General features: G+C 50.2%; 7 protein-coding genes. 4 read left to right on the forward strand and 3 right to left on the reverse strand.

Translation table 11 applies throughout. The features are described from left to right. Positions 1-8: 8 nt before the first annotated feature. Positions 9-719 (reverse strand): helix-turn-helix transcriptional regulator, encoded by a 711-nt coding sequence (locus ABT56_RS00795; protein WP_047876935.1) that lies wholly within the window; start codon positions 717-719, stop codon positions 9-11. 1,339 nt (positions 720-2,058) lie between these two features. On the opposite strand from ABT56_RS00795, the gene ABT56_RS00800 reads away from it, so the two are divergent. From ABT56_RS00800 to putP, 4 genes are all read left to right on the forward strand, one after another. Next, positions 2,059-2,847 carry a helix-turn-helix domain-containing protein gene (locus tag ABT56_RS00800; RefSeq protein ID WP_047876936.1) on the forward strand — a complete coding sequence of 263 codons (789 nt, stop codon included), beginning with the start codon at positions 2,059-2,061 and terminating at the stop codon, positions 2,845-2,847. 458 nt (positions 2,848-3,305) lie between these two features. Next, positions 3,306-6,452: a bifunctional proline dehydrogenase/L-glutamate gamma-semialdehyde dehydrogenase PutA gene (gene putA, locus ABT56_RS00805; protein WP_047876937.1), complete on the forward strand. Its 3,147-nt coding sequence runs from the start codon at positions 3,306-3,308 to the stop codon at positions 6,450-6,452. A gap of 15 nt (positions 6,453-6,467) precedes the next feature. After that, positions 6,468-7,160, forward strand: a complete 693-nt coding sequence (locus ABT56_RS00810; protein WP_047876938.1) for a proline dehydrogenase — start codon at positions 6,468-6,470, stop codon at positions 7,158-7,160. 120 nt (positions 7,161-7,280) lie between these two features. Then, positions 7,281-8,777 carry a sodium/proline symporter PutP gene (putP, locus tag ABT56_RS00815; protein WP_047876939.1) on the forward strand — a complete coding sequence of 499 codons (1,497 nt, stop codon included), beginning with the start codon at positions 7,281-7,283 and terminating at the stop codon, positions 8,775-8,777. Between the two features lie 180 nt (positions 8,778-8,957). Here putP and ABT56_RS00820 read toward each other — a convergent pair whose 3' ends face one another. Further along, positions 8,958-10,121 (reverse strand): glutathionylspermidine synthase family protein, encoded by a 1,164-nt coding sequence (locus ABT56_RS00820; RefSeq protein ID WP_047876940.1) that lies wholly within the window; start codon positions 10,119-10,121, stop codon positions 8,958-8,960. 510 nt (positions 10,122-10,631) lie between these two features. Beyond that, on the reverse strand, positions 10,632-12,671 hold the full coding sequence (locus tag ABT56_RS00825; RefSeq protein ID WP_047876941.1) for a DUF885 domain-containing protein: 2,040 nt from the start codon (positions 12,669-12,671) through the stop codon (positions 10,632-10,634). Positions 12,672-13,014: the final 343 nt, after the last annotated feature.

Here is a 13,014-nt window from a genome sequence, read left to right on the forward strand (position 1 = left end):
GATAGGCGTTATTCTTTAAGGATGATCGAAAGCTGATGTTTGAGCATACTTTCGGGGATGTGTGAGCCAAAGCCGAGATCAAGCGCGAGGTCGATCAATTCATTTTTTGAATTGGCATTGAATTTTTCTCGGAGTCGGGCCACATAGCTTTCTACTGTTTTTACCGAGACGCCAAGTACCTTTCCTATATATTGTGGCTTTTTGCCATAGAGCAATAGAAAAAGAACTTCCGATTCACGGGTATTTAGGTTTACGGGGGGGTTGTTAGGTTCAAGATCAAAAGAAAGCTGTTGTTTGGGGCTGATACCTGCCGCGCGGCAAATCCAGTGGCCGACTTCTAGTATCGCCGTATCTTTTAGCTCTACTCCCGAAAAAATAGTGCCAACGATTTCGTCCTCTGTATTTTTCCACGGTGTCTTGGTAAACAGATGTGCTCGCCAGCTTCCGTCAGAGTATGGGTGAATGTCCAATATCCGGAGTCTTTTACCCGAAAGAATGACTTGTTGGTCTTGTTCGCGAAATGATTCTGCACATTCAACGGTTGGGCTGGGCATATCGAAGTCGGTTCGGCCAATACAATCTTGATGATGGTCGACACCTATAATCTGCCCATATTCAGCATTTGCATATACAAAGACGGAATTTATATCTTTGCATCCCCAGCAGCCAGGAAGTTGATTAAATATTTGCAATAATGATTGGTCGACTTTTTCTTTCACTAATGTTGCCTAAGCAAAATGTTACGCGGTAATTTAATAGATAAAAGTTTAATGAATTTATCCGGCGATACAATATATATATGACGGATTTTTAGGCAAAACTAAAAAAAAGCAAAAAAAGCCGGTCAATAAGACCGGCAAAGACAAGAGTTTGACTCCGAAGAGCACAATCCTGTACGACGTGTAGAAGAGGTATCCAATCGAGCTCATTTGTCTTCGGTATGAGGGTGTATATCGAAGTAAGCTCTATTGGCATGTATCCAAAATAGGATACTGCAAGCAATAAACGTTGATTGCCGTCTGCTGCCTGCGAAATAGAATGTAACTTAGCCACCTTGGCTTTTTAAGGGGGGATTTCACCTATTGACATTTATCTTTATATTTGTATTGCCATCTGTTTAGGGTGGGTAATTATCGATTATCTACTAGCCATGCAGTTTTAATAGAATGAATTGCTATAAACCTTGTGATTTGTTGCTAGAATATTCACCGCTACTCGCTTATTGTTTATTTTCGTAAAAACATCCAAAGACGATCTTGATCACGGTTTGTGCACTTGCTTATCATTGAGTGCGCTGTCTAGCTATGCATACATCTGCTGTGCTATCAATGATAAGCTTTATTTTATTCATAAATAATGTGGATGATAGTTATCGCTAGCGATGAAAATAGCTATTGGCCAATGGTTATTACTGAAAGCAAATAAGAGTTTGTAGATATTTGAGATAATAATGTCCCGTTATTTGATGGTATTTAACGTTATGGGTATGCACGTTACTTAAAATCTCTTTTATGGTTATGAGTTATTGCCTCCTATTTTATAGAATGCCCCCCCACATTACCTTAAGTACTGAATTCAGAGTCGCTAGGCGCATTCCATTCAAGCAAATTGCGAACGGATGGCATTTCTTGAGGATATTTGAGGCAGCTGCGAGTGTGTTGAGCTGAATTAGCCTCACAGGCCAAGCTGTGTTCAGGAATGATGATCAAGGCAAAAGGATTGAATGGGAGTCATGCATGATAAGATCCAGAAGCATGATCAAGAGATCCTTTTAATTGCCGGTTTTTCTGGATGCTTGTATGTCATCGGATTTCCTAAAGGCAACGATGTTAACCACTCAATTCATTGATTATAAACATTAATTTTTTAATTTGATGTGTGCCAGCATTTTTTCTGTATCAAACAGAAATATCATCTTGGATGATCTGTCAGCATTTTCTATTTGAAATGACACTCCCCGTAATAAATTGCATCTTGATCATTGTTCCGTTGATATAGATGTAGTAGCAGATGTGGTATCCTGCGTCCATTCATCCATTGTGCCTGTATTGAGTAAGCATGAGCGACAAGCCGAACTTGCATTCGTTTAAGCCTTCAGAAATCGTAAAACTGCCCGAGTACATGGACCACCATAACCATGGCTACAACCAGATTGTGATCGGGCTGTCGGGGCAAACGGAATTCGATATCGAAGGATCGGGAAATTTGGTCAGTCCTGGGCAGGGGTGCCTGGTGACAGCAGATGCCGAACATGCCTTTTCGGGGATCGGGCAGAACGAGATTTTGGTCCTGAATGTGCCTATGGATCAGATTCAGACCAGCTATTCGAGCGACAACATGCAACGGTTGTTTGATCAATCGGGGTATTTCAACCTCGACCGCCAGGCACAATCGCTGATCCAGGCTTTAACGGCCGAGATGGCCGCATTTCCCGATGACTTGCTACTGAGCAAGGCATGCACTGACACTTTAATGTGCGTCTTGCATCGCCATTTCAAACCTCTGCTTCATGACAGGCAAACCTATCGGTTGAATATGGATATCATCGACCAGTACATTGTTCAGCATCTGAACCGGAAAATATCTGTGGCGCAGCTGGCTGGGCTGGTTTTCCTCGGTGAAAGCCAATTTCATTTGCTGTTTAAGGCTCAGACCGGCGTGACGCCTCATCAGTATGTGCTGAAGAAGCGCTTGGAACTGGCTCGTGATCTCATCGAAGAGGGCCAATTGAGTGTGGTGCAAGTGGCTCAAAGTACAGGGTTTGCCAGCCAGAGCAGTTTTACTCAGGCATTTACTCGCCTGTTCGGCCATCCTCCTGCCCGCTATCGCAAATATAATGGGCATTGAGATACATCTATTGCTTCATTCATGTCATTTCTCCTCGCTGGAATAAATGTTGTTGTTTCGTAAAAGCCGCCTGTTCTCAGGCGGCTTTTTTGATCTCTCATTTTGCTCTTCTGGTTTTCCTCTGCGCTGTTCCGAGCTGTTTTGGATGCGAGATATGCTCTGCTTATTGTGATCGTTGTTCGGATCATGCCTTGATCATGCGTCCTGTAGTTGCTGCTTGTTTGCTCGTTACGAGTAACTTTTTATCTTGCGGCGGTTTTTTTTTGAAAAAATACACATCAAATTTTGTTAATTTACGGACTTTTTCTAAAAATTATCGGAGAATATAGCAAGACTGACATAGTGACGGAAAATATGATCTTGCTAATGGTAACATTGGTGTAACAAGTATTCCGGTTTTATAGACTTGAACAGTCGATCCATGAACCGGACTCAGGATCATTATTGAGGGACTCACTATGTTCAATGCGGCAGATGTACTCCAGCCTGATTTTATTGATCGTCCGTTGTGCGAGCTATGGTCGTTAATCTCCCCCCTTTATTGTGCGGATGAATCGCAGTGGCTTGAACAACTCGTTCCGATGGCCATGCCGACAGGGCGAGAACGAGCCAATACGGAAACGCAAGCTCGTGGCCTGATTGAGCGGGTACGGGCCGATCACAATGCAATCCAGATGATTGATGCATTGCTGCTTGAATACAGTTTGGACACCAAAGAGGGGATTTTGCTGATGTGCCTTGCCGAGGCGTTGATGCGAATTCCTGATGCCGCCACGGCGGATGCCCTTATCCGCGATAAGTTGAGTGTTGCGGACTGGAAATCGCATCTTAAACACTCCGATTCCCTGTTCGTCAATGCCTCTACTTGGGGCTTGATGCTAACCGGTAAGGTTGTTGCGCTTGACGCCCGTGAGGATGGGACGCCGGGGCATGTGATCAACCGATTGGTGAATAAGATGTCTGAGCCGGTGATCCGGCAGGCGATGCATCAGGCGATGAAAATCATGGGTCACCAGTTTGTTCTAGGCAGGACTATTGGTGAAGCGCTGAAGAACGCCCAGCCAAAGCGCGAGCAAGGGTTCACCTATTCTTTCGATATGTTGGGTGAGGCTGCGCTGACCGCCTTGGATGCCGAAACGTATTTTGACGATTATGTTATGGCCATCGAAGCTGTTGGCCGTGACCGGGATAAGGCCGGTACTTGTAACGATCCTTGTTCACCGGAACCGACGGTATCGATCAAGCTCTCGGCGTTGCATCCTCGCTACGACGTTGCTAACGAAAGCCGGGTACTCGATGAGCTATACCGTTCGGTGTTGGGTCTGCTTCAACGGGCCCGCGAACTGGATGTCGGGATCACGATTGATGCCGAAGAGGCTGACAGGCTTGAGCTGTCGCTGAAACTGTTTGAAAAGCTGTATCGCAGTGAAACGGTTAAAGGATGGGGACGATTTGGTTTAGTGGTACAGGCCTACTCAAAACGGGCTCTGCCGGTATTGGTATGGCTGGCTGCGCTAGCCAAACAACAGGGGGATGTGATCCCGCTGCGATTGGTGAAGGGGGCGTATTGGGATAGCGAGCTCAAGTTATCACAGCAAAATGGCTATGCTGGTTACCCGGTATTTACCCGCAAGGAGGGAACGGATACATCGTATCTCGCATGCGCCCGTTTCTTGTTGGTTCCGCACCTAGATGGGCTGATTTACCCTCAATTTGCCAGCCATAACGCCCATACCGTATCTGCCATTGCTGCGATGGCGAGTGATCATCGGGACTTTGAGTTCCAGCGTCTTCACGGGATGGGGGATGCACTTTATAACCATGTAATGGCAACGCATGGTATTGCGGTTCGGATCTATGCGCCGGTAGGTAGCCATAAGGATTTATTGCCTTATTTAGTACGACGCTTGTTGGAGAACGGGGCCAACAGCTCCTTTGTCCACCGCTTGGTGGATGCGAGCTGTCCGGTTGAAAGTCTGATCCAGCATCCGGTCGATACCTTGCTCTCCCGCAAGACATTACACAATGGCCTGATCCCGTTGCCCCCCCAGATATTTGGTCCGGAGCGGCGTAATTCAGCAGGGGTCAACATTGATATTGAATCGCAGTGGGAACCGTTTCAAGCATCCGTAGCTGTGTTTGCCAAGCATCGCTGGCTGGCAGGGCCAATCGTCGCTGGCAAGCGGATCGTTGAACCATTAGCCGTGCAGCCTGTAACCGCACCTTATGATCGCCGTGAAGTGGTCGGTGAGGTGGCATGGGCTGATGCGGATCTGGTTGAGCAGGCTATTTCAGTTGCCGAGCAGGCATATCCTGCATGGTCGGCATTATCGGCCAGCGAACGAGCGGGTTGTTTGCTTCGCCTGGCCGATTTACTGGAAGCTCATCGTGGTGAGCTGGTTGCGCTCTGTCACCGGGAAGCTGGCAAGACCATCCATGATGCTATCGACGAGATCCGTGAGGCGGTGGATTTCTGTCGCTATTACGCAAATCAGGCCTGTGCAGAGTTTGAGGAACGAAAGGCGGTAAATGGCTTTGACGGCTCACGCCGTTTGCTGGGGTATCGCGGTCGTGGGGTGTTTGCCTGCATTAGCCCGTGGAACTTCCCGTTGGCGATTTTCCTTGGTCAGGTGAGTGCTGCACTGGTCGCGGGGAATACTGTGGTGGCCAAACCGGCCGAGCAGACTTCTCTGATTGCTTTTCGAGCAGTCGAGCTGATGCTTGAAGCCGGTGTTCCTGATGGCGCGATCCAGTTGTTGCCGGGAAGCGGTAGCGAGGTCGGTGCGGTGATCGCTTCGGATGTGCGTATTGCGGGTGTGGCATTTACCGGGTCGACGCAGACGGCACAGCGGATTAATCGGACGCTGGCCAGCCGTAGTTGCCCACCGGTTCCCTTTATTGCCGAAACCGGTGGCCAGAACGCGATGATTGTCGACAGCACGGCATTGCCTGAGCAAGTAGTACGGGATGTCATTCGCTCGGCGTTTGCCTCTGCAGGCCAGCGTTGTTCGGCATTACGGGTGCTGTATGTCCAGCAGGATATTGCAGATAGGGTGATTGGCCTTATCAAAGGCGCGATGGCTGAGTTAGTTGTCGGTCGGCCTGAGCGGCATCAGACCGATGTCGGGCCGGTCATCGACGCGGCTGCCAAGGACAAGCTGCTCAGCCATATCCAATCGCTCAAGAAGTGGTCCAAGGTGGTCGCGGAGGCGAAAATGGGAGGCGATTGCCAGTACGGTGATTTCGTACCGCCGACGGCGTTTGAGATCCCGTCGATCGAGGTTCTCAAAAACGAAAATTTTGGGCCGATCCTTCATATTGTTCGCTTCAAAGCGAGCGATCTCGATGGGGTCATCGACCAGATCAACAATACCGGCTTTGGACTGACCTTAGGGGTGCATAGCCGCAATGAGCGGACCTACCGTCACATAGAACGACGGGCTCGGGTGGGCAATTGCTATATCAACCGTGATCAGGTCGGGGCGGTGGTTGGGGTTCAGCCTTTTGGTGGCCAGGGGCTTTCGGGCACGGGCCCCAAAGCGGGGGGACCCAATTACCTGTACCGTTTTGTCCTCGAGACTGTTGAAGCCTGCAAACCGGCATGAAGCCAAGGAGATAGCATGAAAATGAATGAATGGATCAGTCGTAGTGTGTCGGTTTGGGAAGGCTGGAACAATTTGGGATACCCAACTCGAGAGGCGATTCTGCAACGCTGGAGCAAACAATTACCGTCTGCCTGCCAGGCGATGGTGCGATACCAGTGCCAGCAGGCTGCGGAGCATGCGGCAGTGGTCGATGTGCTGCCCGGCCCTACCGGGGAGAGCAATGAACGCTACTGTGCCGGGCGCGGGATTCTTGTCATTACTGTTGACGCTCAAGCCCCCGAGGTTGCCTTGTATGGTCAGTTAGCCGCGGCTTTGGTGACGGGAAATACGGTTTTTGTCTGTCTGCCTGCTGGTTATTCGGTGGTGGCGGAAGACGTGGCGGCACAGCTGGAACAAAGCGGTTGTGCCGGCGGTGTTGTCACTGCCATCAGCCCTGATCAGCTTTCCGGGCTGATCTGCCATCCGGCTGTTGTCGGTGTGGCTTATGCAGGCAAGCCTGCTTCTGTTCAGCAGTTGGCTTGTCAGTTGGCGGCCCGTGATGGGCAACTGGCTTTGTTGGTCAGCGAAACTGACTGTGAGCAGTTGCCGGTGATTGGCAGCACGACATATTCACTGCGTTTTGTGACCGAACGGACACGAACGATCAATATCACGGCGGTTGGCGGCAATGCCTCGCTGTTGGAATTGGGGAGCGGTGGGGAACATTAATCTGGGTTGTCATCAGGATTTGGCAGTGGTTTGGCTTCTGGTGACAACAGTGTGCAAATTGCACGATAAACCTAAAAATGCCCCTGCAATGGACAGGGGCTGGTAACGAAGGAACTCGCAATGATTGAAAGTAGCTTTGCTGTAACGGCTACGTTTATTGTCTACCTGATAGCCATGCAGGCTATCGGCTATATGGCCTATAAGCGTACCCTGAACTCGACCGATTATTTCCTGGGCGGTCGTTCGCTTGGACCGTGGCCTGCCGCGCTTTCTGCTGGAGCCTCGGACATGAGCGGCTGGTTGCTGCTCGGCCTGCCGGGTTATGCCTATGCGGCCGGTTTTGAATCATTCTGGTTGGCCGGAGGCCTGTTGCTGGGAACTTGGCTTAACTGGCTGATCTGTGCCAAGCGCCTGCGCACTTACAGTATTACGACTGACAATGCGCTGACTATCCCCGAATTCTTGTCTCGCCGTTTCGAAGACAAGTCAAAGCTGCTGCAAACCATTTCTGCTTTCTTCATTTTGCTGTTCTTCCTTTTCTATACCAGTTCGGGCTTGGTTGCCGGCGGTAAGTTGTTCGAGACGGTGTTTGGGCTCGATTATGCCGTGGCTGTGGTTATCGGTACTTTGTGTGTCGTGGTCTACACCTTGTTCGGTGGCTTCTTGGCCGTCTCGTGGACGGATTTGGTACAGGGCCTGTTGATGTCGGCAGCTTTGATGATCGTGCCGATTGCCGCGATGAATGGCAGCCCGTCGGATTTGATGGTGGCGCTTGAAGCCAAGAACCCTGAACTGCTGACTATGTTCCGTGGTGTGTCGGGCGAACCGTTGTCTGCCATTGCGATTATCTCGCTGCTGGCATGGGGTCTGGGTTATTTCGGCCAGCCGCATATCTTGGCCCGGTTCAAGGCAACCCGCAGTAATGCGGATATCGCAACAGCCCGCCGTATAGCCGTCGGCTGGACGGCGCTGTCGATGGCCGGTGCGATTTTGGCTGGTCTAGTCGGCATTCTGTATGTCGACAACAACCTAACCGGCACTCTTGAAGATAGTGAGCGTATCTTCATGCTGCTGGTGAACTCAATGTTCCATCCGGTGATTGCCGGTATCCTACTGGCTGCGATTCTGGCAGCGATTATGAGTACGGCGGACTCACAGTTGTTAGTCTCCTCGTCGGCTCTGGCGGAGGATTTTTACAAGCAGGTATTCCGCCCGAATGCATCGTCTGACGAGATTGTAAAAATTGGCCGTTGGGCCGTGATCATACTGTCTACTATTGCTCTGCTGTTGGCCATGAACCCGGATAGCACTGTCTTGGGGCTGGTATCATATGCATGGGCTGGGTTTGGTGCCGCCTTTGGCCCTGCACTTCTGCTGAGCCTTTTCTGGCGTGATATGAACCGTAACGGCGCATTGGCCGGTATTGTGATTGGTGCATTGACGGTGGTGATTTGGAAGCAGCTGACCGGTGGTATTTTCGACCTGTATGAAATCGTCCCGGGCTTTGTGTTTGCAACGGTATCCATCGTGGCGGTGAGCAAGTTGACCGGTGGCGCATCCGATTCGGTGAAAGGCCGCTTTGATGCCTATCAGAAGAACTTGGTCGAATTTGATTAAGTGAACCTTGTGGATTAGCCATTGTTCGAAACGGCAGCGTGGATACGCTGCCGTTTTTTTTGCTATGTCCAGAGCCCTGAATGAGCCATTTCCCTGATTACTGGGAAGTCACAGGAAAGAACGAAAACGGGATGGATATGATCTGCAGAGGAAACAGGGCGACGGGGCCGCCCTGTTTGATCAGAGGATAATATGGGGGATATAGCGGGCCACGTCTTGGGTTACGCGAGAGCTGTCCTCGCGGATTGAGATCCCGCCAGCCTTGTCGTCAACCAGCCAGCTTCCGACCAAGGTATAGGAGCCGTTGAATTTAGGTAGGCGATGGTAGGCCTGATAGATCACCCCTTCGTCGCCGTAGGGGCCGTCGACTCGTAGCGTTTGGCGGCCGTTTTCGACAATTGAGATATTGGCGCCTTCTCGGGCGAATATTGGCTTGATGACATAGTCCTTGAGTTCGCTAAGGCCGCGATCGTCAGGGAAGTAGGCTGGCAGCAAGTTCGGGTGGCCTTTGAATTTTTGCCATAGCATCGGCAACAAGGCTTTGTTGCTTAGTACCGATTTCCACATCGGTTCGAGCCAGTTGACTTTGGCATGCGGCAGATGTTCGGCATATTCTTCACGGAACATAAACTCCCACGGGTAGAGCTTGAACATCCAGCGGATAGAACGGTCCTTGAGGTCGGTAAACTCCCGCTGGCTGCTAAGGCCGATATCTTCGATGAAGACAAAAGCCGTATCCAATCCCGCTTCTTTGGCACAGTCCTCGAGGTACTGCACCGTACCGCGATCCTCTTCGGTATCTTTGCAGCAGGCAAAATGGAGGATTTGTCCCGGCTGTTGTTTGGCCAAGGTATGAAAGCGGGCCATGAGTAATTCTTGCAGCAGGTTGAATTGGTCGGCATCGCGGCGAATGGCTCCGCTATCAACCATATCCTCGAGCCACAGCCACTGCCAGAAACCGGTCTCATAGAGAGAGGTTGGCGTATCTGCATTGTTTTCAAAGAGCTTGGCCGGACTATTGCCATCGTAGGAAAAATCTAGGCGAGAATAGAGTGACGGGGCCCGGCTCGTCCAAGAATCGAGGACACTCTGCCACATAGGTTCAGGGATCTGGAAGCGGCGCAGCCAATATTCATCTTTGACCACGGTGTCGACGATATCCAGACACATCTGGTGGATTTCTTCGGTTGGGTCTTCCAGATCCCGCTCGATTTGTTCGAGGGTGAACTGGTAGTAGGCTCTTTCATCCCAGTAGGGTTCGTCGTACATGGAATGGAAGCCAAACCCGTATTTTTGGGCCAGTTCACGCCAGTGTGGACGTTCCTTGCATTCAATCCTCAGCATTTTACTTTCCTGCATCAATAGCTTGCGGAGGATTGTAACGGTTTTGCCGTAGCGAAGAATAGTGCTGGCGGGAAATTTAGAAGGAACGGTGATGGATTTTACTTCGGCGGCACAAGGGTGGGCTGGGATAGAGACCGTTATGTCATTGCTTCAACGGCGTTAGGAGGCGGACAATATATGTCCCAATGTACAGAATAATATAAATATTTACGGTCGATCGCATTTCGTTACAAACCGTATCTTATCGAAAAGAATACCCGTTAGCGGATTGATGTAGGTCACTTTTTTGGTGGAGGGAGTCGGTATAGTTGGGCTCGTTATCCCCGTGGGCATGCTCCGGCTTCAGTGCCAGTCCCGGAAGTTAACATCACTACAAATAATCGTTTGGGTAAGCTACCAAGATACACCTTGGTGTATAAAAAAGTTGCGGTTGACCGTTCTATGTTGCCATACCTGGCCAGCCACTTTTTTACTGTAACTTTGGTAGCTTACCTCCTTTTTTAACTCATATTATTTTGGGGTTTTGATCCAGTTCTTGATACTGGTCTCAACCACTTCCATTGGCTGATCGCCGTATTTCAATAGTTGGTCGTGGAAGCTCGCCCAGTCAAACTGGCTGCCTAACTCGCTCTGGGCCAATTCAAGCATTTCCATGATCACCAGATAGCCAGACTTATAGGATACTGCTTGCCCAACGTAGGCGGCATAGCGGAAGCTTTCAGATTCGATATCGCCATCACCCAGCGCGGAGTTCTGGTTCATGTAATTCTGTGCCTGCTCGATGCTCCAGCCTTTGGCGTGGATCCCTGTGTCGACAGCCAGTCGCATGTTGCGCAATTGTGCTTCGTTGAGGCTACCGAAATATTGCAGGGCATTACACTCCTCGGCATCGCTGTAAATGCCACCTTGGAAGGTGGTGTAGTCGAGATCAGGCTTGCACATACCGGTTGCGTTGACGAAGGTTGGCTTGCCCTCGCTATTCAAATCGCCGTAGATGCCCATTTCCAAACCTAGCCACTCGGTATATAGCGCCCAACCCTCGGCATACGCAGTGTACCAAACGCCCTTGATATAATCAGGCTTATCGGCAGGCGGATACTCGATTGAATAGGCGTTTTGGAAGTGGTGGCCAGGTGCTGCTTCATGGAGCAGCAAGGTAGATACATTCCACTTCTGAAGGCTGTAGTCCGGGTGAGTGTTGAGGTTGAACTCGTTGCCGCCGTAGGAAGCTACGCCATCGTATTTCTCGCGGTTTTTCGGAACGGGAACAATAGTGTAATCGGTCTTGATCGGCTTGAAGTAGGAGGCGACGACGTCATTGGCATCGGTTTTGAAGATATTGTAATCGATAAGGGCTGCTTCACAGGCGGTTTGCTCTGATGCGGCTTTGCATAGCTCGGCATAAGGCGTTCCTGTGATAGTGCGGCCGTCACGGCCATAGAAAAACTGTTCGCTGTTGAGGTAGTCGAAGAATTCGTCGAGGTTGATGCTCCTCTCATTATCGGCATTGACCAGATTGAAAGTGCGTTCAATAACATCATCTTGTGGGTTGCGCCACTTGGCCTTGATGGTTTCCCCGCGTTTTTCGACGATTAGCTGGGCGACACGGATCATTTCAGCTTTGGCATCGGCTACCAGATCCTCACCAAGCTGGTTGAGTTCCATTGCTGATTTGCCGGTGGTGCTGTTGCGGTCAAGTTGCCACTGGTACCAGGCCTGACCATTGGGGAGATCGCCCCAGCCGATATTGGTATCGGAGGCACTGTTACTACCCCGCGCGCTGGTGAAGTAATCCCCTCCCAAGAAGGCAATGATCTCATCGACGCTGGCCTGGGCATCCTCTACCGCTTTTTGGTATTCAGCAATGAATTCAGCGCTGTAGCCATTTCCGGTTGCCTTGATGTCGTTGAGTCCTTGTTCTAGCAAGCCATAAGGCTGGCCGTTGGCCCGCATGGCTTCAGCGGTACTGTCTATTAGGCGTGAGGTAAGAACTTGTGGCAACTGGGCTCCGTCGGTGATGGCAAGGGAATATTGCGAGAGTAGGTTGTTGGCCCAGGCGGTAAATTCACGGATCACTTGGATATGTTTGTGGTAGGCATCAGGTGAGTCTTGCTTGCTACCCGCTGCGCTGGCATTCCATTCGATATAGTTATAGAAGTGAGTAATAGGAATGTCGAAGTTGCCGAAGCGAGGGTTAGGGAGTGATGCCCCGCGAATGGCGATGTTGCGGTCGAAGCGGAAAGTGTCGTAGTAAATCTTGTCTTCGTCAGACAGGGCGTCGCGGTTGATTTGCTCTAGCTTGTCGAGGTACATCCGATCAACGCTCTGGCGGGAGCTGGCCATTTGGTCGGTGATTTGACCAAAATAGGTATTGTCGAGGGTTTTGATCGCGCTTTGGTAGTTGTCGAAAACACTTCGTAGCTGCGTGGCTGGCTGTTCGGTGTCTTTGGGTTGCTCGACGATGGTGGTTTCGTCGTTACAGCCGACAAGAGCCAGTGTCATCGCGATAGCAAAGGCCGTGGGTGAAAGGTGCAGGGTGTGCTTTTTCATTGTCCAAATCCTTTTATTTTTATCGTATCTCTAATCAACCCAGTTAACGGGTTCGGTCTAGGTTAGGGGATTCGTGGCATGAGGTTTGTGAGCCGGATTATGGTTCATGTTGTTGGTTTTTTATCCAGAATAGGAATATTCACAACGGTGTACTTTTATGCTGGTAGTGATGGTTTTCTGCGTGCTGCAGCATGAGGGGAAGGATAATTTGCCGATTAATCATTCGAGTATCGAGGCTTTTTTTGCAGCCGGAAATTAGAAAATGCGGATCGCCTTCCAATTCCTTTATGGAATTTGACATTGATCGTGAAGATTATTCACCTGAACAGGCGAACAGGCGAAC

This window comes from Photobacterium aquae (genome assembly GCF_001029445.1).
Classification (GTDB): domain Bacteria; phylum Pseudomonadota; class Gammaproteobacteria; order Enterobacterales; family Vibrionaceae; genus Photobacterium; species Photobacterium aquae.

Bases quoted from the DNA above. Each gene is read 5' to 3' on its own strand.
- ABT56_RS00825 (WP_047876941.1), bottom strand. From the start codon at position 12,671: ATGAAAAAGCACACCCTGCACCTTTCACCCACGGCCTTTGCTATCGCG.
- ABT56_RS00800 (WP_047876936.1), top strand. From the start codon at position 2,059: ATGAGCGACAAGCCGAACTTGCATTCGTTTAAGCCTTCAGAAATCGTA.
- ABT56_RS00820 (WP_047876940.1), bottom strand. From the start codon at position 10,121: ATGCTGAGGATTGAATGCAAGGAACGTCCACACTGGCGTGAACTGGCC.
- putA (WP_047876937.1), top strand. From the start codon at position 3,306: ATGTTCAATGCGGCAGATGTACTCCAGCCTGATTTTATTGATCGTCCG.
- ABT56_RS00810 (WP_047876938.1), top strand. From the start codon at position 6,468: ATGAAAATGAATGAATGGATCAGTCGTAGTGTGTCGGTTTGGGAAGGC.
- putP (WP_047876939.1), top strand. From the start codon at position 7,281: ATGATTGAAAGTAGCTTTGCTGTAACGGCTACGTTTATTGTCTACCTG.